General features: G+C 59.3%; 14 protein-coding genes, 4 pseudogenes and 1 riboswitch. Of the genes and pseudogenes, 8 read left to right on the top strand and 10 right to left on the bottom strand.

What is annotated here, in order from left to right; translation table 11 throughout:
• Positions 1 to 259: 259 nt before the first annotated feature.
• On the bottom strand, positions 260 to 766 hold the full coding sequence (locus IQ26_RS41745; RefSeq protein WP_145723084.1) for a GNAT family N-acetyltransferase: 507 nt from the start codon (positions 764 to 766) through the stop codon (positions 260 to 262).
• Positions 767 to 873: 107 nt separating this feature from the next.
• Positions 874 to 1,446 carry a recombinase family protein gene (locus tag IQ26_RS35665; RefSeq protein ID WP_145723083.1) on the bottom strand — a complete coding sequence of 191 codons (573 nt, stop codon included), beginning with the start codon at positions 1,444 to 1,446 and terminating at the stop codon, positions 874 to 876.
• Between the two features lie 186 nt (positions 1,447 to 1,632).
• Between IQ26_RS35665 and IQ26_RS41355 the strand changes: the two genes are divergently transcribed.
• The 3 genes and pseudogenes from IQ26_RS41355 (at position 1,633) to IQ26_RS35655 (ending at position 3,812) form a co-directional block, all read left to right on the top strand.
• The gene (locus tag IQ26_RS41355) at positions 1,633 to 2,160 is read left to right on the top strand and encodes a helix-turn-helix domain-containing protein (RefSeq protein ID WP_240547415.1); all 528 of its coding nucleotides are present in this window, start codon (positions 1,633 to 1,635) and stop codon (positions 2,158 to 2,160) included.
• Positions 2,063 to 2,812 (top strand): annotated as a pseudogene (locus IQ26_RS40835) (transposase); the annotation flags it as partial. The gene IQ26_RS41355 and the pseudogene IQ26_RS40835, both read left to right, overlap by 98 nt.
• A 61-nt stretch (positions 2,813 to 2,873) precedes the next feature.
• Positions 2,874 to 3,812 carry an AAA family ATPase gene (locus tag IQ26_RS35655; RefSeq protein WP_276316462.1) on the top strand — a complete coding sequence of 313 codons (939 nt, stop codon included), beginning with the start codon at positions 2,874 to 2,876 and terminating at the stop codon, positions 3,810 to 3,812.
• Between the two features lie 126 nt (positions 3,813 to 3,938).
• Here IQ26_RS35655 and IQ26_RS35650 read toward each other — a convergent pair whose 3' ends face one another.
• The 4 genes and pseudogenes from IQ26_RS35650 to IQ26_RS35635 form a co-directional block, all read right to left on the bottom strand.
• Positions 3,939 to 4,568, bottom strand: coding sequence for a LysE family translocator (locus tag IQ26_RS35650; protein ID WP_145723082.1), 630 nt, complete (start codon positions 4,566 to 4,568; stop codon positions 3,939 to 3,941).
• A 110-nt stretch (positions 4,569 to 4,678) separates the two neighbouring features.
• The gene (locus IQ26_RS35645) at positions 4,679 to 5,083 is read right to left on the bottom strand and encodes an NUDIX hydrolase (protein ID WP_208760285.1); all 405 of its coding nucleotides are present in this window, start codon (positions 5,081 to 5,083) and stop codon (positions 4,679 to 4,681) included.
• A 40-nt stretch (positions 5,084 to 5,123) separates the two neighbouring features.
• Positions 5,124 to 6,350: a multidrug effflux MFS transporter gene (locus IQ26_RS35640; protein WP_145723080.1), complete on the bottom strand. Its 1,227-nt coding sequence runs from the start codon at positions 6,348 to 6,350 to the stop codon at positions 5,124 to 5,126.
• Between the two features lie 36 nt (positions 6,351 to 6,386).
• A riboswitch (TPP riboswitch) is annotated at positions 6,387 to 6,503 on the bottom strand.
• Positions 6,504 to 6,621: 118 nt separating this feature from the next.
• A pseudogene (locus tag IQ26_RS35635) lies at positions 6,622 to 6,786 on the bottom strand (hypothetical protein); the annotation flags it as partial.
• A 10-nt stretch (positions 6,787 to 6,796) separates the two neighbouring features.
• On the opposite strand from IQ26_RS35635, the gene IQ26_RS35630 reads away from it, so the two are divergent.
• The 4 genes and pseudogenes from IQ26_RS35630 (at position 6,797) to IQ26_RS35615 (ending at position 10,010) form a co-directional block, all read left to right on the top strand.
• Complete coding sequence (locus tag IQ26_RS35630; RefSeq protein ID WP_145723078.1) at positions 6,797 to 7,873, top strand: IS630 family transposase; 1,077 nt, start codon at positions 6,797 to 6,799, stop codon at positions 7,871 to 7,873.
• A gap of 216 nt (positions 7,874 to 8,089) precedes the next feature.
• Complete coding sequence (locus IQ26_RS35625) at positions 8,090 to 8,719, top strand: MSMEG_1061 family FMN-dependent PPOX-type flavoprotein (RefSeq protein ID WP_145723077.1); 630 nt, start codon at positions 8,090 to 8,092, stop codon at positions 8,717 to 8,719.
• Between the two features lie 489 nt (positions 8,720 to 9,208).
• Positions 9,209 to 9,510: pseudogene (locus tag IQ26_RS35620) on the top strand (DUF982 domain-containing protein).
• 227 nt (positions 9,511 to 9,737) lie between these two features.
• Entirely contained in the window at positions 9,738 to 10,010 is a 273-nt protein-coding gene (locus IQ26_RS35615; protein WP_322791112.1) for a DUF982 domain-containing protein, read from the top strand.
• A 343-nt stretch (positions 10,011 to 10,353) separates the two neighbouring features.
• Here the strand turns inward: IQ26_RS35615 and IQ26_RS35610 are convergent, their stop codons facing one another.
• From IQ26_RS35610 to IQ26_RS35595, 3 genes and pseudogenes are all read right to left on the bottom strand, one after another.
• A complete protein-coding gene (locus tag IQ26_RS35610) occupies positions 10,354 to 11,388 on the bottom strand; it encodes a sensor domain-containing diguanylate cyclase (RefSeq protein WP_145723075.1) in 1,035 nt (344 codons plus the stop codon).
• 84 nt (positions 11,389 to 11,472) lie between these two features.
• A pseudogene (locus tag IQ26_RS35605) lies at positions 11,473 to 13,287 on the bottom strand (sensor domain-containing phosphodiesterase).
• Positions 13,288 to 13,954: 667 nt separating this feature from the next.
• Positions 13,955 to 14,245 carry a hypothetical protein gene (locus IQ26_RS35595; protein ID WP_145723073.1) on the bottom strand — a complete coding sequence of 97 codons (291 nt, stop codon included), beginning with the start codon at positions 14,243 to 14,245 and terminating at the stop codon, positions 13,955 to 13,957.
• Between the two features lie 541 nt (positions 14,246 to 14,786).
• On the opposite strand from IQ26_RS35595, the gene IQ26_RS35590 reads away from it, so the two are divergent.
• The gene (locus IQ26_RS35590) at positions 14,787 to 17,510 is read left to right on the top strand and encodes a UvrD-helicase domain-containing protein (protein WP_145723072.1); all 2,724 of its coding nucleotides are present in this window, start codon (positions 14,787 to 14,789) and stop codon (positions 17,508 to 17,510) included.
• 190 nt (positions 17,511 to 17,700) lie between these two features.
• Here the strand turns inward: IQ26_RS35590 and IQ26_RS39345 are convergent, their stop codons facing one another.
• On the bottom strand, positions 17,701 to 20,472 hold the full coding sequence (locus tag IQ26_RS39345) for an endonuclease (RefSeq protein WP_156090974.1): 2,772 nt from the start codon (positions 20,470 to 20,472) through the stop codon (positions 17,701 to 17,703).
• Between the last annotated feature and the right edge of the window lie 634 nt (positions 20,473 to 21,106).

Here is a 21,106-nt window from a genome sequence, read left to right as displayed (position 1 = left end):
ATAAACGTCCGAAACCGAGAAATCCGCTGAAACGGTAAAAGCCCCCAGGATCCGATCCTACCCCTGATCACCGGACGGGTTTCCACACGGTCTGCCTAACATTCGCGACAGATCGGCCACCCCTGAAATTTAAGGGGAATTGTAAACGCTCACTCTCTTTGGCGGCTTTCCGATCACGCTATTTGGCGGATAAGGAAGGGCTCAAATTGGGTGGAAAGGCGACTGTCCGCTCAGCGGGGGCGTTGCAGGGAAGCAGACGCTACAGAAAGCGAACTAGCGTCTCTCGGCTGTCTGGATCGAGTGTTTGCTCCTGACGTTCCATCACTCCTCGCAGTCCGACACCGATCTGGTCGGCATGCATGGGCTGGAACCCGTGCCTCCGGAACCACGGTCCGTTCCAAGCCGGTTGCTTGAAGGTGGTGAGAGATACCGCAGGGGCTAGCAACATGGCTGCGTGATCGATGACCGAGGATAGAAGCGCCGACCCGATGCCGCGCCCGGATGCATCCGCTACAACCGAGATGTTGTCTAGATAGAGAAGTCCGTCGAGAGTCCTTGTGGCCGCAAACCCGATTGGCTCTGGGTCGTCCAGACGAGCGGCTACCTCAACACGACAGGCCTCGAACCTGTCGGGAGGGAGCGGAGGAGCATCGGCAATATGCGCCAGCTCGGGTATCGATCGGTAACGTTCGCGAGCCTGCGCGGATATGAGTTGCAGTCGGCTAAGGTCGCTTTTCCTTGCCGGACGTAGCTCGAAGCCGCTCATCTCTTTCCTCACGGCGAACTCAATTTGGCTGTGTATGATCGAATGGCAGCTTCCGAGCAAGCCGATATCGAATGGTAGCGTCGTAGAAGGGGTCGAAAGCTGCCACTTTACGCTAGGCTCGTGGTCTTTTCGGCAGCACGCACATAGGCATAAAGCGTAGGCTTCGAAATCTCGAGCATGGAGCAGATTTTAGCGATGGGCAGCGATCGCTCGCGATAGAGGCGAACCGCGAGGTCGCGTTTGCCGCGATCAAGAGCTGGCGGGCGACCGCCCTTTCGACCACGAGCGCGCGCAGCCATCAGGCCTGCCTGCGTTCGTTCTTTAATCAGATTGCGCTCGAATTCCGCTAACGCTCCAAAAAGATGGAATGTCAGTTTGCCCGATGTGGTGCTTGTGTCGATAGCCTCTTGCAGGCTTTGCAGCCCGACGTTCTGTTCTTCCAGATAGCCCATCCAGTTTATGAGATCGCGCATTGATCGCCCGAGGCGGTCTAGCCGCCACACCACTAATGTATCGCCGGCGCGCAATTGCTCTTTAATTTTCTCAAGCCCCGGCCGCGCAGTGACAACGCCAGAGACCTTATCAGTGATGACCTTTTCGCAGCCCGCCGCCCGTAAAGCGTCGGTTTGAAGATCCAAATTTTGTTCGATGGTCGAGACCCGCGCATAGCCAATCTTCATACGAGCAGTGCCCGGCCATTGAGAAAAGGAAGAAAACTCATGTTATCCTGAAATTCATTGCCCTAGTTTTCTTTACCGAGTAGATTTACCGGCATTCGGTAGAATTGGCAACGTGTTGGAGATCGCGTGACCATTACCGCCTGCCCGGGCGACCCGCGATGAGCCATCCTGCGGCTCGCTTCACCTTTGGCAGTCGAGCGCTATCGCATCCTTGAACCTCACCTGATCGACAGTATCCCGCTCGCGGAACTCGCGCGAACCGGAGCCATCAGTGAGCGGACGTTGCAACGATGGTTACGGCGCTACCGGGATGACGGCCTCGCCGGGCTCAGCCATGACATTCGAAGCGATCGAGGCCGGCAGCATCTGCCGGATCACCTGGCCGAGTTGACGCGCAAGCTGGCGAGTAAACGGCCACGCCCGCCGATCGCGGGCCATTCACCGCAAGGTGCGGGCGCTCGCTGTCGCCGAAGGGTTAAAGCCACCCAGTTACTCTTCGATAGGCCGCCTTGTCAGAGCTATTCCCGAAAGCCGGATCGCCGCCGGGTCCGATCCGGCAGCCTACCGCGACAATCACGAACTGGTGCACAGACGCGAGGCTTCGATCTCCAACGAGATGTGGCAGGCCGATCATACGGTACTCGACGTTCTCGTGCTGGATGGAGACGGGAATCCAGTTCGCCCCTGGTTGACCGTTATCCTCGACGACCATAGCCGGGCGATCGCCAGCTATTTCATCAGCCTGGATGCGCCCAGCGTCTTGAACACGGCATTGGCCCTGCGCCAGGGAATCTGGCGGAAATCCAATCCCGATTGGATCGTCAGCGGCGTCCCCGAGCAGCTTTATGTCGATAACGGTTCCGATTTCATCTCCGAGCATATCGAGCAAGCCTGCATTTCGCTCAAGATCAGGCTGATCCATTCATTGCCGGGCAGACCACGCGGCCGAGGAAAGATCGAGCGGCTGTTCCGGACCATCAACGACATGTTCCTGCCCGAACTGCCCGGTCATCTCATCAAGGGCAAGATGCTGTCGGCGCCAACCCTTTCTTTGGGCGAACTGCGTATCCGGTTTGAGGCGTTCGTGTGCGGCATCTATCACCCCCGTCCGCACGGCAGCACTGGTGAAGCGCCCATCGCCAGATGGCAGAAGGGCGGGTTCTTGCCAACAATGCCCGACAGCCTCGAACAACTTGACATGCTGCTCGTACATGTCCCGAAACCTCGCAAGGTGCTGCGGGACGGCATTCGCCTTGCCGGCCAGCGCTACGTCGAGCCTACCTTGGCAGCCTTCGTCGGGGAGAAGGTCGAGGTGCTATACGACCCGCGCGATCTTACCGAAATCCACGTTTATCATGAGGGCAAATTCATTTGCCGCGCTCTCAGTCCCGAGCATTTGAGCGGCGCGTCGCTCCGCGAAATCCAGCGTGCGCGCCAAAATGCGAAGAAGCGTGACAGGGGAGAATCTTTCAGCATGGAGGAAGCTGATGGCAACCAAGAGGATACAGCTTCCAGGCCAACTTCTGTCCGGGGGCTCCGGCTCTACGCCACTGACGATTGAGTTTCCATCCGAGCAACCGTTCTTAAGCACGCGCGAGCACGCCCGCTTCGTTGAATTTGCTGAAGCCTGCTCTCACTATCGCTACATCGGCGTGTGTCACGGTCGGCCGGGCGTGGGCAAAACCCGATCGGCGCGCGAGTTCTCCAGCTTCCCAGACCTGCAAGGCTATGGCGCGGCAAGCGTCATCGCTCAGCCGCTCGCCGAGAAAATCGCGCGCTGCCGCGCAATCTTTTATACCGTCGCTGTCAGCAATACGCCCAAGACGATCGACATGGCGCTGGCCACCAATTTGACGAAGATGGGTTACGCCAGGCTGACCGTCGCCGCAGGCTCGCCGGAGGACATAAGCTATGCTGCCGCCCGCACCGCCTGTCCCCTCGTCATTGTCGATGAAGCCGATCGGCTAACCATAAAGTCGCTCGAACACCTTCGCGACATGGCCGATCGGCAAGGCTTCGGATTGATCCTGATGGGTATGCCGGGGTTGGAGAAGCGCCTTTCCCGCTATGCCCAATTCTATTCGCGGATCGGCTTCGTTCACGAGTTCAAGCCTCTCACCGAGACAGAGATGCGCTTGCTGCTCGCCAGCCATGCCGGCGATTTCGGTATCAGTTTCGACCCGACCCAGATCGATGCGGTTGAGGCGCAGGCGGCGGTAATCCGTATCACGCGCGGCAACTTTCGTCTCATGGAGCGCCTGTTCGCGCAGATGCGGCGGATCATGACCCTGAACCGCGTCGAGGACGTCAATCCGGATATTGTTCAGGCCGCCCGTGATTGCCTCGTTATCGGGCCAGGCAACTGACAATTAGCGCGATCAGGTTCCCGCCATTTATCGTGAACATTTACAGGGGAATTTCTCTCGCAAAACTCGCTCGCAAAAGTCAGAGTTTCGCGACAGACATTTGCGACACTTTGCGCGAGGCGCTTGTTATGGCTTCGAAAGCAGTAAATGGATACCAGCATACCCGAAGATCGCGGCGAGTGTGCCTTCGATCCAGCACCGGGATTTCTGATAGGTCCGCCCCATCAGAGCCGTTGAAAAGATCAGCGCATAGCCGACGTTGATCAGAATACCGAGAATGGCGCAGCCCACTATGATGGCCTGAAAGGTGGAGGACGGGGCATCGGGGCGCAGCCCAAGCGACATGATCGCGATCCATCCGAGAACAGCCTTGGGATTTGACAGATGAAGCAGGACACCCCTGCGATAGAGCGTCGCCTTCTTCGTGAAGGGGGCGGCTTTCGTCTGCCGGGTATCGGCCGACAGGGCCGATTTTGCGGATTTGTAGGCGAGATACAGCAGGTAGAGGCCACCGGCGATTTTGATCGCGAAGATAGCTTCGGCATAGGCGGTCAGAATGGTGGAAATACCGGTTGCGGCCAGAACCGCCCAAAACATGCTGCCAGTCACCACACCGAAAGCCAATGCCACGGCTGCCGCGCGCCCTTGGTTCATGGCAACCCCCATGATGGCCATGGTGCTGGGGCCTGGGCTGGCGACCGCGATCAGATATGCGGTATAGACGAGCAGAAGATGTTGAATGTTCGCCAAGAGCATGTGCGTTCCCCGCTTCGATATAGACGATAATAGACCGCGAAATTCCCGATTTCTGCATCGCATGCATCACTGACTTTTGCGATGTATCGAAATTTAGGATTTCTGCGACGTTATGAATAGACGCCATACCGGTTGAGGTATTGCAATAAGTCAGGAGTCAGCGGGAGCTTCGAAAGCTCGTCATTCCGAAACCAGCCAATGGCTGCTGCATCGTCACCGGCCACAGCTTTCCCATCGATCTTTTCGGCCAGAAAGTCGTGAATTTCGTAGATGCCTCCTTTGCCGTCCGGCACGTCGAGTTGTCCTAACTCCCTGACAATTCGGATAACCAGCCCCGTTTCCTCGAAGACCTCGCGGATAGCGGCCTGTTCCAATGTTTCGCCAGGATCAACACGGCCGCCTGGTAGGGTCCAGCACCCCTTATCTGGCGGGTTGGCGCGCTGGACTAGAAGAATGCGCTCCTGCTCGTCACGAACTACGGCGCTTGCTGCCAAGATAGGAGCCTGATCGGACAATTCATTCGTCCTCGCCTGTGTTGATCGGAATCCGGTGAATCTATGTCGCAGGGATGGAACTGCGCTTTTCGACAAGCGCCGCGAGCACAGCCGCCAACAGCGCGAACCCGGTGGAAAAAAGCATGATGGAGAACAGCGCATAGGTTGCGTTGCCCTCCGTCAGAACTGCCCCTGTGATCGAGGAAAGGGCTGCGCCACCCGCAAGGGTCATAGCGCCAGCCAGGCCGGCTGCACTTCCAGCCAGGTCGGGCCGCACCGAGAGCGCGCCGGCATTGGCGCTCGGCATGGTCAGGCCATTGCCGACGCCGACCAGAATGCAAGGGCCGAACAGGGCAATCACGTCCCTGACATCTGCGAAAAACAGAACCAGACAAATCGCAGGACCGGCGCAAGCAACGATGCGCCCCACTATCATCATGCTGGTCAGAGGATAACGGCCGGCGTAACGTCCGGACAGGAAGCTGCCGAACACGAAGCCCGCTGTAATGCTGCCGATGTAAAAGCCAAGCGAGGCCGACGACACGTCGAATATTGCAGCAACAAGTGGAGCGCCAGCGAGAAACGCGTAGACCGCACCGACCGAGAACCCCATGCACAGCGCGTATGCCCAAAAGCGGGGTGCGCGGAACAGTGCCGGATAGGCGTGGAATTGCTGGACGATGGTGCCCGAACGGGTTTTGTTGGTTTCACCGAGTTCGAACCAGCACAAGGCAAACATCACTATGCCCGCTAGGGCAAGACCCCAGAAAATCGCCCGCCAGCCCAAGGTTTCATCCACTATGCCGCCAAGTGCTGGGCCGATCATAGGGGCCAGCGCCCAGATCATCGCCGCATAGCCGATCCGGCTCGCTGTCTGCTCTCTGCCAGCCGTATCCCTGATAATCGCCATCGAAATTGGATAGCAGGACGTGATTGCCGCCTGGAGTAAACGGAACGCAAGAAAGGTCCAAATATCGGATGCAAAGGCGCAGCCGATCGATCCGACCGTGAACGTGGCAAGACTGACCATGACGATCGGCCGACGCCCGAACCGATCGGATAGCGGCCCCATGATCAGTTCCAATGCGACGGCCACTATTGCGTAACCGGCCAGCGACAGGCTCACGAGCGCATAATCGGCTTGAAAATCCTGCGCGATATTCGCCAGCGATGGCAGAAAGACATTCAACGGCAGCACCGAAAGGGCGCACAAAAGAGTCAACGTCGAAAGTCTAGGCGCTAAGCTGAGCTGAACGCCGGGTTGTGGATGTTGGTTTTCTAGTGTCATTGCGGCCTCTTTTAAGAGTAAGAGGCCGGCAAAGGAGAGAGGCGTGTGACCCGTCCCTTCGCCGGCATGATCCGGATCAGGTTCAAAGGGTCACTGCGCTGCCTTCGGCCAACAGTATCTCAGCCCCTTGACGGGGCACCCCTCGGTATCAATGAGATTAGTTTAACCTTAGACAACAAGCACGCGTTATTTGATCGTGACTTGCTCGCGAAGCGGCTGCGAATCTTAGGATATTTGCGATAAAGGAAGGCCGCAGAAATGGGGGAAGCGATCATTCCCTGTCCAAGACCGGTGGCGTCCATGCATCAATCGCCGTCTCTGGATAAATCTGCACTGAGCCAGGCTCAAAGTAGCTCTCGATCGCATATCCGAGGTTGGTCAAATCCGTGGGATACCAGCCAACGATTTTACCGCGCCATGACTCTCGCCGCATGCGAGTCTGGCGCATGCGCACAGGGATATCCTTCACCGTTTCACCCACCGATCGCCAACGCCTGATGGCACTCGTGGGAGATCGCAATGCGCGGCAGAAGCACGTTTGGCGCGCCGAGATCATCCTGTTGAGTGCCGATAGCGTTGGCACCGTTGAAGTCATGCGGCAAACCGGCAAGTCGAAGACCTGCGTATGGCGCTGGCAGGAACGCTTCGCGGCTGAAGGCTTCGAAGGGTTGTTGCGCGACAAGACGCGGCCTTCGCGCATCCCGCCGCTCGGGCAGGAGGTCGCCGAGCGCGTGGTGGCGCTGACGCTTGCCGACCCTCCCGGCGAGACGACGCACTGGACTGCTGACATGATGGCGGCCGCGGTCGGCATCAGCGCCAGCGCGGTGCGCCGCATCTGGAGGGCGCATGGCCTTCAGCCCCACAGCTCGCGGCAGTTCAAGCTCTCCAACGACCCGCAGTTCGTCGACAAGCTGCGCGACGTCGTCGGCCTCTATGTCGACCCACCGGCCCACGCCATCGTGCTGTCGGTTGACGAGAAGAGCCAGATCCAAGCGCTCGACCGAACCCAACCCGGTTTGCCCATGAAGAAGGGCAGGCTCGGTACTATGACGCACGACTACAAACGCCATGGCACGACCACCCTGTTTGCCGCCCTCAACTTGCTCGATGGCACCGTCATTGGCAGGAACATGCAGCGTCACAGGCATCAGGAGTTCATCCGCTTTCTCGACGCCGTCAACGCGGAACTGCCGGCCGGCAAGGCCGTCCATGTCATCCTCGACAACTACGCTGCCCACAAGAATCCTAAGGTGCGCGCTTGGCTCGACCGCCATCAGCACTTCACCTTCCACTTCACGCCAACCTCGTGCTCGTGGCTCAATGCCGTCGAAGGCTTCTTCGCCAAACTTTCGAAACGTCGCCTCAAGCGCGGTGTCTTTCATTCGGTCTTCGACCTCCAGGCCGCTATCAACCGCTATCTCGCAGAGCACGACCTGAAACCCAAACCCTTCGTCTGGACCGCCGATCCTCACAAAATCATCGCCGCCGTCAAGCGGGGGCACCAAGTGTTAGATTCGATGTGAAAATCTCACACTTTGTACCGAACGCGGACGAGTAATGCCGGCGTCGACGTGCTTCATGCTCCGGCGTGATGGCGCCCCTTATCCGATCGGATGCTAAGTAGACCGCCTGGTACAGTTCCAGGACTGGGCCTGTTTCCGTCACAAGTGCGATCCTGATCGAGACGCACAAAGGTCAGGCGTCGAACCGCGGTTGGTGAAATAGGGTAGGAGACCGACATGGACGGCCGTTTTGAGGAAGTGATCACCACCCGCGAGCGTTTGCGCGAAATCATCGAACTGCCTAGTCATCGAGTGGCAGGAAAAGCTATTGATCATATCGACGATATCTGCCGCCGCTTCATTGCCGCCTCTCCCTTCGTGATGGTTGCCACGCGCGGCGCGGACGGATTGCTCGATCTCTCGCCCAAAGGCGATCCCGCCGGCTTCGTGGCCGTTCTGGACGACCACACGCTCGCGATCCCCGACCGCTACGGGAACAACCGTTTGGACACCTTCGAGAACCTGCTCACCCACCCTGAGGTCGGCCTGTTCTTCATCATCCCGGGAAACAACGACACTTTGCGGGTCAGCGGCAAAGGCAAGATCGTGATCGACCGGTCGCTGCAGGAAAAACTGGCCGTGAACGGCAAGGCTCCGACACTGGTCCTGATCGTCACCGTCGAAGAGGCCTTCACGCATTGTCCCAAGTGCATTGTCCGGTCGAAGCTATGGAAGCCGCAGGAGTGGCCGGATCGCACGAATGTGCCGACGCTGGCCGAGGCGATGGTGGCTCACGCCAAGCTTTCGGAGTCGGTGGCGGAAATGCAAGTCATCATCGACGATGACGGGGCGACGCGCCTTTATTGAATAGAGCGATCGATGCCTGGGCCGCCCTGAAGGCGGGCCCAAACCCTGACAAGCGGACTTCAGCATCGGGTACCAAGCGTCAGATGCTCACCACTAGCTTTTTCCGCCACACTCTCTTGCGACATTGAGGTCTGGGGATCACAGCCTCGTCCGCTCGATAAATCCAAATTGCACCCTGTCCAGCCTGATCTTCTACCGACTATGTGAAGCTTGCCCAGCTGTCTCGAAATGGAAAGGGCCTGCAAGAACACGGCCAAGGTAACCTTTGACGCAAGATCGCAGCGGCCGGGAGATGTCTCAAACGTTTCGCCCGCAATGACCGGAACGATGTAGATGCGCCACCTTGTGAGCCTGCTCTTGCAGCAGTATGTTAGGCGCCACTTTCCTCTTGAACCGTCATGGCCCTGACAAGACATTCTGCAATGGTCGGCGGGTGTCGATGAGCCGCCTCTTCATGCAACTAGCTGTTCAGCAGGTCGGGAGGACCGAATGAACCCCGACGCTTTCAGCAGCCCACTTTTTGTGAAGCGTGCAATGTACATCGTGCAAGAGATTGCCAGCCTTGCTGACGCTGTCGATTTCCTCAATGAATGGCCAGAAGATCGCAGAGACCTGATTCACGAAGCCGCCCTCAGAGAGTGCTATGATGCATACGAGGGGCGAAAACCTGTAAGCGCAGCGCGCAATGCCTTTTTCGGCTTTGCGAAACGGGCCGCCATATTGGAAGATGCAACTCCGCCATGCAGTGGCTCGCTGCCTGCAAGTCGGGCTGTGGAAAAGTGCGAGCGTAGGCGTCGGCGCCGTGTGTGAGGCTGGCGCAGGGCACGCCGAGGAGGGCATTGTGTTGAGATTTCACAGATAGCCGAAAGCAGGAGCAGTTCTCAACATTAACCGCAAAACGGCAGATCTCACCCCGACCCTGAACCAGACACCGCACATCGGTCGCTGGTGGCCATGCGACGGAGGTGCAGCGGAACCGTTCGGCTGGACAAAGAAGTGCGACCCAGGCCATTGCCGCATGATGGCTGTGGAGGAGCGGTGGATGACCGGCTTGAGGAGATTTGAGAGGCCAGTCGTTGTTCAGGTTAGCCGCCACAGCTCAGAGCGTATCGTGTTCGATGTTAGTGATGCAGCCGCTATCTTGCTGCGTGATCTTCATCGTCAGACCGAGAAACGGAAGGTAGCGATGGACGCCTGTCTGCAGGTATTGCGTGGTGAGGCTCATCCACCAGCTGCTCGAAGAGCTTTCGTGGCAGCCGCGCTCGAAGCAAAAATTCTGCGCAGCGATTAAAAGCTGGGACGCGCGCTGAGGAATTGTGTTCATCTTCGCATCGCTGCCAGTTATCGCTCAAATGGCCTGCACGGTGTTATTCATTGTGTCACGGTCTTCCTTCCGAAGGCGAGGCGCTGCTTTTGATTGGCGAGGCGATACCGTCACCCCGCTCATACGCTTCGTCCCACATGCGACCAAACACGCCGGCACGCTTCATCCCAAAGCGCCTCGTCAATCTCGTCGGGAATGGATCGCTCATGGCCGAAAACACGCAACCGCGCTCAATGCGTGCGTATGGCCCAGACCAACGAAATCGGAACCTTCTGGCTGCGTCGGTGCGCGAGGCTGTAGCGTCCTTTGATCAGACCGCGTCGGGACCTTCCGATGCGAGGAGCAGTGCGACTTCGACGCGGTTTCGGCCTTTGTGCTTGGCCTTGTAAAGGGCGGTGTCGGCGGCGAGAAGCAGGCCTTCCGGCATCCTGATTGTCCCGCCCGATCGTGACAGTGCCGTCGCTGAGCCAATGCTGACTGTGACGCGTCCGCCGCCTTCCGGATTGTCGCCATGAGGCAGCCCGAGGTTTTCTATTGCGAGCCTCAGCCGTTCCGCTATTTCAAGCGCTCCCTCGCCATCGGTATCAGGCAAAATGACGGCGAGTTCTTCCCCGCCGTATCGAGACGCAAGATCCCCAGGACGTTGAATCACGTCTCTCATGGCGGCGGCGACCGCGCGAAGACAATCGTCGCCCACCTGATGGCCGTATTTGTCGTTAAAACCTTTGAATCGATCGATGTCGAGCAATAGCAAAGACATCTGTCCAGCGCTGCGAACGGTGCGTCGCCATTCCCTATCCAAGGTCTCGTCGAAGGCTCGGCGGTTGCCCAGGCCGGTCAGTCCGTCCGTCATCGCAAGCGAGCGGAGTTGTTCTTCGAGCCGTTTGCGTTCTGTGATATCTCTCATGATCAGGACGAAGTCGCCTGGAACGCCAGTTAGCGGATCACGGACGATGCGCGCCTTGCTCTCCACCCAGACAGTTTCCCCATCCTTCCGCCGGATCTCGATCGCAAGCGGCTCGCCTTCATCTGCCCCGGCAAGCAAGAGCGCGGCTGCCGCAGCGATGTTTTGAAGATGCTCCGGCGGGACGAACATTTCCGGACCATGCCCAACCATTTCCTCCGGCAGCCATCCCAGAAGTCGGGTGCATGAGGGTGAAACGTAGCGTGCCTTCGTGTCCGGCCCGAGTTGCATGATGATGTCACCGCTGTTTTCGGCGAGCATCCGGAAATCCGTTTCTTCCGGAAGAATGTCCGAACGGATAGCCTGGCCTGCCGGTGACTGCCCGGGCCCGGGGCGACCGAAAGCCTTGCGAATAAGCTGTGACGCGGATGGCAGGCGCATGTTTGGTTCCTTTCCGGACTCTTTTCTGCGGGGCGCCGCAGCATTCTTTATCGGCTGTTCAAGCCACCCCAGGAAGGATTTCTGTCAGGCGATCAGATCGATTGAGTTCGCTATGCCGCTCGCTATCCTAGTCTCCTCAGCAGGTGGTCGCCCGAACCGCTTCAAAAGGCCTTTCGCTATTTGACGTGGTACCGCTTGCGAAAACAGATACCCCTGACCCAGCTGGCACCCGATCTCCGCAAGTAAAACGGCCTGGGCTTCGTTCTCGATGCCTTCGGCGATGACCTGGATGTCGAGCTTGTGGGCGATGCCGACCAAGCCCTCGACGATCGCCAGGCTCGGGTCTCCCTGGACAAGGCGATCAATGAAGGATTTGTCGATCTTGATTATATCGACCGGCACCGTCAGCAGATGCGTGAGCGAAGCGAAGCCGGTTCCGAAATCATCGAGCGCGACGCGCAGGCCATGGGCCCGCAACGCCTTGATCTCCCGAGCGACGACCGGATCCCGCTGGCCGAGATAGACCGACTCCGTGACCTCCAAAATGATATGCTTCAATGGAACGTTCTCGCGGCCGAAGGCGGCTTCGAGACGCGCGTAAAGCGTGCCGCTATAAAAATCGGCTGAGGTAATGTTGATGCCGACATGCTGCAACGGAATACCTTGATCCAGCTACGAGCGCGCGTCCGCTGCGACGATCGCCATCATGCGTTCCGTCAGATGCGAGGCGACGCTGACATCGGAGGTCGCCTGATGAAACGCAGCGGCGGAAACGATCTCGCCATCCGGCTTGCGAAGGCGGCAGAGGGCCTCCATGCCGACGATCGCACGGGTGTCGAGCCGCAGGATCGGCTGGTAGAACGCGTCGATCCGACCTTCGCGCAAGGCCACGTCAACATCGCGTATCACCTCGATCCGGGTCTTGATTGCGCTGCCGATTCCCGGCGAGTACAGCACGAAGCCGCCTCGCGACGTTTCCTTGGCGTGGTAGAGCGCGAAATCGGCGTTTTGGCGCACGCTTTTCGCATCGTCCCCCGCCGACAGCACTGCGCCGCCGATGGTAGCCTGTGCCAGGATCATATGCCCGTCGCAGTCGGCGGGCACAGCCAGAGTGTCGAGAATACGATGCGCCGCGCTCTCGATGCCGGCGGGCGCTCCGGCTCGCTGAAGGATCACGGCGAACTCGTCGCCGCCCATGCGGAACACGCGGTCAGGCGCTACGCTTTCGGCGAGACGTGACGCCACCGCCTGTAGCAAAGCATCGCCGGCCGCATGGCCGAAGGTGTCGTTGATGGTCTTCAGGTTGTCGAGGTCGATGATCAGGACCGCCCAGGCGCTCGGTTGGGTACAGGACAGCCGCTCCAGGGCGACGTCCAAACTCGCCCGGTTCGGCAGGTTGGTGAGGGCATCGACATAGGCGCCGCGCTCTCGCTCGATAACCCGCTGGTGACGCTCAAGCGCGATGGCGCACAGTGAGGTAGACGAGGCGACGACCTCCTCCTCGCGCGGGGTGGGGCCGCGCCGCTCCGTAAAGTACAGGGCAAAGGTGCCGAGCACAGCGCCCTCTGCGTCGCAGATCGGGCTCGACCAGCAGGCCTTCAGGCCCAGCGCCAGGACTGGCTCCTTGAAGTTGATCCAGCGCGGGTCGGTCGCGATGTCCTTCACAGCCACGGCTTTTCCGAGATAGGCCGCACTGCCGCAGGAGCCCACCAGCGGGCCGATCACCATGCCTTCGAGAAGAGCCATATATTCATTCGGGAAGCTGGAACCTGGGAGGGGATGCAACAAGCCGTTACCGTCAACGCGCAGAACGGAACACCTGACGCTCGGCAACAGTTTATCGATCTGGTGGCAAAGACGGTCCGTCGTCGCTTCGAGCGTTTCGCCCCTGGCGATCATTTCGAGAATATTGTTCTGGAGATGCAGCACGTTAACCCGCCAATACGCTACCTAAGTACCCTGGTGAAATCACCCTGATGAGGCGCAGTGCACAAGATGACAGTGTCAGGTAATTCTTTATAAGTGTTATCTTTCGCCTCTGATAAACCAGGGCCAGGACTCATTGATCAGAGCCAGAAGATAACGGCAGCTGCGATGCAGATGGCCGAGAAAGGCGGATGCCGGTCCACGGATTTTCAGGTAAGTACAAGGCGAAGCAACCCGTTGTTCCGGGATGTCGGCACCAATATCCTGAAAGGCCGGCTGAGTTCACATCCCGACGGGGCACGCCGCCTTGCCGATCTTTCACGAAACCGGCGCAGTGCGCTCTTGAAGGTTTTTGTGGTGCGGAGTACGAATTTTTGCTGTCCGGGGCATTCTTTGGAACATTATTCGTCGCCAAGACGCTGAAATAAGCTCAGAAAGGCAAAGTCGTTCGGTGGTTTCCTCCCATTCCGCTGAATGATGTTCCCCTCTGAAGGTTTTAACCTTCTTTTGGCCGGGCCGCATTCGAGCCCGGCCATTTTTAGTTCCGGGGGCTCCTTGTTCAGCGGCGCTGGAACGCGTTTTGCGGGGGCATTCATTCGCCACTTCAGCAGCATAGTGTGCACACTATTGTCGGGCACGGTTAACGGCCGATTGGCAGCAGGTCACCCCATGCCGGATCCCAAATGTCGTCGCTCTCAAGCGCAACGACTGCCCGCACCTTTTTAAAGTCGGCGAGCACCTCCACGGCCGGACGCCGCCCCGTTTCCTGAGCTGCGGCGTAGCCGGTGTATTTGTGACCGTCCGGCTCAAACCACTCCAACGATTCCACACTAGCCATGGCGTCGCCCTTGCGGCCGCGCGTGATGCGAATGATCGTGATCCCGTCCTCGGCGCTCGCGTCCATGGAGACACGCTGCCAACGCTTCATCATGCCTCTACCCCCATCTTGTTCCAAAGGCGGTCGGATCATCTCGACGAGCTCGGCCTCGAGGCCGGCGGCCCGTTCCACTCCAGCGCCGGCGGAACGGCGATGTAAACCTCGAGAGTGGTCCTGGCGTCCATCTGCTCGGCGGTGATCTCGTTCAGCCACCAGCTTACCATGCATAACACACTAGGGCTCGCAAGGGCTTGGGAACAATCTCGAACCATTTGCTCACCTCCAAGCGGCGTCTATCAACTCACAACCAATATGACGCGTAGGACCGCAGCCTGACGATAGTTGTGACACACAATCGAAGCAGCTCACTGACTAGCGTATGCCAGGATGACCCGAGATCCCGGGACAGAACTGTGGCCGCGAAGCGTCTCAGCGAACATTTCATTGCGATTGCCCGCGATGATTTTGAACATCTCAATATGTTGATGATAATCAGCTCCTTGGGAGCCCTGATTTACTGGACATATCGAATGTGGCACTGAGTAAATTGCTATCTGGCCGTGCGCGCACATACCGCCCTGGTTTCCTTGCGCGGATGTTTCCTTCCGGAAAATGGAAGCTGACCCTGGACCCCAAGCTGTCCGGGCGCATTCGGCTGAGCCAGGGTGGCGATGTTGATCTCAGCTGCCTCGATATCGTGTCGATTTCGACCAGCAAGGCGCTGCTGTGGCATACCGTCGAGATCCGCGCACGCGGCAGAACGGACAATCTGTCGGGTCTCTCGGGAGACGCGTCCGAGCAACTGGCCGCAGACCTTCATGCGTTCATCAACACCCATCTCTTCGACCTCATCGGCACAGAGACGGATCATTTGCTCGATGTCGATGCCAGGCTTCGGGAGATCACCGAAGGCAACAGACAGTATCTCGCGCAGGCCGATCTCGGCCGGGCCATCGCCAGCGTGCCCGGCAGCGCCGCTGCCGCACTTTCTCACCCGCTTCTGGATCCACAATTGATGCCGGCCGGGCTCAAGGCCTCCCTGCCGGTTTCGTTCGCCATGCTGACCGATCCGTGCGTTCGCCACGCCTATAATGAAGCTTTCGTTGCCGCGGAATTGCGCAAGTTCCAGCCATTTTTCGACGATCTCGACGGACGCTCCCTTTCCGATCAGCAACGCGAAGCCTGTATCCGTCTGGAGGATAACAATCTGCTCGTCGCCTCGGCCGGGTCGGGCAAATCCGCGACCATGGTCGGCAAGGTGGCCTATGTCCTGGAAAAGCAGCTCTACCGGCCCGATGAGATCCTGCTTCTGGCTTTCAATAAGAGCGCAGCCGATGAACTCAGGACCAGGATCGCACGACAGCTACAGGTCGAGGAAAGCGCTCTGAAGTGCCGCGTCGAGACGTTTCATGCGCTTGGACGCGGCATCATCGAGGACGTCGAGGGACGCCCGCCCCAGCTTGCCAACTGGGTCGATCATCCCGCCGGCGAAGCCAGGGCCATCGAAGAGATTATCCGGAGCCTTGTCGAGACCGATCCGGAATTCGCGCGATTGTGGTGCGACCTGCTCGTGGTGCATGCCAAGGCGGACATCCCGGCCGAGGTCTTCGACACGGAGGCAGACTACCGTCGCTATGTGTCGGACCGTCTCAGGAAGGGCGAGGCCACAATTGGCTCGCTTGCCGGCGTCATCGTCAAATCGCTGCAGGAGAAGAAGATCGTCAACTGGCTCTGGCTGCATTCCGTCGCATTCGATTATGAACGGCAGATTGCGGTCGAGGACGATGACGGGACGGTCCGCCATCTGCATCCCGACTTCTACTATACGCTGACCGACACGGTGCACGAGCATTTCGCGCTCAACGCCGATGGGACCTCACCCATTGCGGATTATGTCCAGCACGCTGAGAGCAAACGGCAGGCCTATCACCGTAAAGAGATCGATTTTTTCGAGACCACTTCGGCGCAGGCTAGCAGCGAGACGCTGCTCAGCACACTCGAAGCGGAGTTGGCGCGGCGCGCGGTTCCTTTCGAGCGCAAGAGCTATGCCGAGATCACGAAGGCGGTCGAGCCTGTGGTGATCAAGCACTATCACAAGCTCATTTCCACCTGCATCAAGCATATTCGCGCCAGCCATCTAACGCTCGACATGCTGCTCGAGCGAGCCGGGACACTACACGACAAGGAGCGCGCGAAGCTCTATGCCCGCGTCGTGTGGATGATCACACGGGGCTATTCGCAAAGGCTGGAAGAGACCAACCGGATCGACTTCGATTCGATGATTGCCGACGCGGTCCGGCTGGTCGAAACCGGGCGGTATCAGAGTCCCTATTCCCTAATCCTTGTCGACGAGTTTCAGGATATCTCCGAGCCGCGCGCCAATCTCATCAAAGCACTCAAGCAGCAGAAGGCATTCAGCAAGGTGTTCGCGGTCGGAGATGACTGGCAGTCGATCTATCGCTTTGCCGGATCAGACATCACGATCTTCACTCAATTCGAGGCCAATTTCGGGGCAAGCTGGCAGGGACGTTTGGAACAGACCTATCGCTGCAATCAGCTCATTGCCGAGACGGCCGCCAGATTCGTCCAGCGCAATCCCGAACAGATCGCGAAGTCGGTTCGCTCGACACGGCCTGCCATTCCGCGTTCGATCCGGGTCATTCCCATTGACGACGAACGCGGCAGGCCCGACTTCGCCCAGGCTTGCCATTGCCTGCTCGAACGGCTCGACCATGCTCTGGGCAGCATCGCCGCGCAGTGGCGCAACGAGCCAGATGCAAAACTCAAGATTCTGGTTCTATGGCGGTATAATTTGCTCGATCCGTTTGGCGGAATCCCGCCTTCCTTCGCCAATATCGAGGTTTCGGGCCTGTCCTTTCATCGGGCCAAAGGGCTTGAGGCGGATTACACGGTTTTGCTCGATGTGAGTGAAGGCGATTATGGCGTGCCGAGCCGCATCGAGGACGATGAACTGCTCAACCTGGTCATTCCCCGGCCTGAAACCTTCGCCTACGCTGAAGAAAGACGCCTGTTCTACGTCGCGCTCACGCGCGCCAGCCGGGGCGTATATCTCATCACCAACAGCCGCCAGCCCTCCCGCTATATCCGGGAACTTTGCGAGATAGCCGGGGAAGAGGTGCGCTACGAGACGATCGAAGGGTCTGCCTTGCGTCAATGCCCCGCTTGTCTGGTGGGCCAGATGGTCGGGAAGCGCAACAGGGACGGGACGGTGTTTCACGGATGCAATCAGTTCCCTGATTGCAGGCACAGCGAAGGTGTTCCGGCGCAATCGTCGGCGCACCTGCATAGGCGCGCCTAACGTCAGGAGCACCGCTGCCACTTGGGAGTTATCGTGAGAATGCGTCGGTTTGGTTCGCGTTGGGCATTTGATTTGAGAATGGCGGAGCTTGGGATTCTCAATTTAAGTGCACGTTTCAAAGTAAGTGCAAAGCGACACTTGTCCCGGCCACTTCCCCAAGCGAGTGTGCTCCCTGACATGATCGATTTCGTCAGCCTTCGAACTGCAGGCGCAGGGCCCATTCGGGGAAATCGATCAGCGGATTCCGATTGCCTTGCAGGACGTAGATCGCCGCATTGCGATGTTTTTCCCACTCGTCGGGGGCAAATTGTTCATGCCAAGCCAAAAGCGTTTTCAGCCGCTGGCCGGCATAGCGCCTGCCGACATAGCCGGCATATCGGAGCATGAAATAGAGCGTCGCCCGCGCAGCTGCGCCCTTCCCACCTTTGGGCTCGAAGGCGTCGTCTTCGACTCGCCCGCAATCTTGCATCGTTCTTTCGAACTCGTGCTGAACCAGCGGGTAGTTCGAGCGGAAGCTGTTGCAGCGCGGCTCGCACGAGAAGAGATGGTGAAGGTCGCCGCGCATCGGCTCCTTCTTGCTGAACCAGCTTTGCGGCACGACATGCTCGCAATTGTACTGGAACTGCGCTTCCAGCATTGCTTCCATCTCCGTGGATTCAAGCACACCGCGCTCCAGAAGCGCCTCGCGCGCCTCGGTCCGCAGCCGCTCCACTTCGGCGTCGGCTTGGATGAAATATTCGGGTGTGGCTTCGAAGCCGGAATAGATGCTCTGTACCATCGCGTTCGGACGGACGTCGACCCACGGATAGACGTGCTTTGAAGGCCCGTAGTTTAAGGGCGTGGTGTGGGTTTGCTTCAGAGTCCCGGCAACTTTTTGGGTGAAGCCCGCTGTACCCGCCGAAGTCCCGGTCCAATAGGCCTCGCGGACGACCGCGTCGGCGGCGTCGTCATAGTAGGTGCTCCTGTCGGCAAGCCGTGCCCGAGCTTCCGCCAGTGTCGGAGCCCCGGTCACCGGCTCGTTGCGCCGGCGCAGACCGCGTGACAGGCGCCGCGCCTCGTCGTCGGTCAATGGCTGACCGACAGACGGCGCGGCATCCGCTGTCCCTGTGGCGGCCAGACGCAAGAGGATCGGGCGGTGATCGGACACTTCCAGGAATCGGTCGATGGTTCGGTCGAGCGCGACAATCATGAAATCCCGGCCGTCCGGCACGAGATTGGGCGAGATGAAGACATGGTCGATCAGCGACCTGAAGGGCGCCTTGACGTAGGTGATCTGCTTGTCCGAAGCATCTTGGGCGGTGAGCGCGGTCAGGCCGACGGAGGTCAGCGCGTCGAGGTCTCCGGATGCCAGGGTCGCATTGGCGTCGCCGCCGATGATCCAGTCGTTGTCGAAGCCGGGGTCCTGGGCGAGCTCGGCGACCGCTTCGGCGAGCAGGCGCGCCGCCATCTGCCGGCGCAGGCTGCCCTCGTCCTTTGCCTTCAGATGGATGGGGACGAGGTTAAACGTCGAATCCATGCCGTGAATCTTGGCCGTCACCTCGTAGAGCGCCGGATAGCGGTCGAACACCTTGCCGTGGACCGCTTCGAGGCCGAGATCATCGAATTGACGGCTGTCAACCTGGAACCAGCGCTCGACTTTCTCAGGCCAGGTTTTCGCCGCCACCCCGACCGAGCTCTTGTTCCACATTACCGTGGTGATCTGTCGCTCTGAAGCGGCGTCCTGGCTGGCGAGCACCCCCCAGGACTTGGTCTGATAGCTGGTTTCCAAATGCCGGGCCAAAGCCTCGGTTGCTTCGAGGCTCGATTCCACGAACACCCAGACGTCGAGGTTCATTTCAACAATGATACGCGCGACGGAATCGAGCTTGTCCTGCCAGCGTTTGTTGAGCCATTCGATGTTCCAGAAGCCGATATCGAGGTCCTGATCCTCGCCTTTGTAGGCATCGACGACCCGCTCCATACCGCTGTCGTTCTGGACGACCGTGCGACCGAGGGTGCCGAAGAACCCGACCAGTTCATCCGTGCCGGCGAAAAGTTCGAAAAGCCGCGCCGCTTCTGCGTTGCCGGTTTGCGCCTCCAGTTCCAGAGCAGCGGCGATGGCCGAGAACTTGATGCCTTCGTTCGACTTGTCTTTCGCCGCATGGTGAAGCGCCACGAGCTCCCAACCGTCATTCATCACCGGCGCGCCCGAACTGCCCGCCTCGGTGTCGGACTGGTATTGGATGACCTGGGTGTTTTGGAACACCACCGTGTTGTTGCGGATCGCGACTTCCTTGAGGCGTCCGTTGGGGTGCTGGATGACATTCAGCTTGTCTTCGTCAGCTACCACAAAGGCCTGCCGCAGAAGCGGAATGCTGCCGAAGGTCGAGCCGGGTTGGCCTTCGACGGCGACAAACGTGACATCGAGACCGCCCTTGCCGCCGGTGGCGACGACCGGGCTGGTCCAGAAAAGGAGATCGGGACGCAGGCGGAAAGTTGAGACCTGTCGCACACTCCCGTCGGGAAGGGCGGCGAAATCGAACAGCGCGCGACTGCGGGCAGCGACCTCCTTGCTGTTGAGGACGTGATGGTTGGTGCAAAGTATACCCGGCGCGACCAAAAAGCCGGACCCGCTCCACGTGCCGGAGCGCCCCTTGTAGTCGACACCAGAAGCGTCGATCTTGCAGACGGCGCGCGAGCGAGCTGCCCCCTCCTCCAGCCACCAGGCCGGCCGCAGATCGTTGGAGCCGACAACCTGTTCCAGGGTGACGGAGAGCTCCTCGAACATGGTGCTGGCGTCGGCCGGCAGACCTTCGAACTTCGGGATGCGAAGGCGTCGGGTCTCCTGGACATCACCGGGCAGGATGGCCAGATCCTTGATGCCCCAGTCCGCAGCGCTCTTGGGCACGGGGCCGGCGTCGGGCCGCTCCACCGCCATTTGCTGCTCGAACGAAAGATTTGGCTCTTGTGCTGAATCCGCCATCTGGCCCCCCGAATCAGAAGTGATGCGGAACCTATAATCGACGGAAACAACGAAAATATTACGGTTGTGCAGGTGGTCGGTTATCGGAACTCATCCGCATAGCCGGTGGCCATGGTGTCATTTCAGAAATCGTGAAGGCGAAAGCGGCCAAGGACTGCATCGTTGCGCCGGACGACGTCATCGCGGCCGCACCCATATCATTCTTACCTCCTGGTGCGGCATGAAGGACGTGCCGGACAAGATCAGGAGGCGCCCGGTCGGGCAGCGAGTCCAGGGGTCAGAAATAACCCGCATCGTCGAGATCAAGTCGCCGCTCATCCTGCAGTCAGGGCAGACTACTTTGACCGACGGTCTCGATGCGATTGCCGCGGCTCTTCGGCCTCTCCAGCCGTTTGCCGGCTAGCCTCCGCTGCCGGATCTTCGGATATTGAACTCCCATCATGCAGGGGTGGACGATAGTTCAGTCGGGAATGGCATGTGCAGCTGCGATGCGGCTGCGGACGCGACAGCGCCGCCACAAGGGACTCGATGTTCATGCTGCCTGCCGTTCCCAGCTCGGAAAGGGATCGGGCAGGTCGCGCCAGCGGCCGGGCATGAAGTCGCGCTCTGGAACGAGGCAGGCGTCGAGCTCGGA

The organism is Mesorhizobium tianshanense, from assembly GCF_007830515.1.
GTDB lineage: Bacteria > Pseudomonadota > Alphaproteobacteria > Rhizobiales > Rhizobiaceae > Mesorhizobium > Mesorhizobium tianshanense.
Note: the sequence above shows the minus strand (reverse complement) of the source record. Positions and strands in the feature narration are given on the sequence as shown.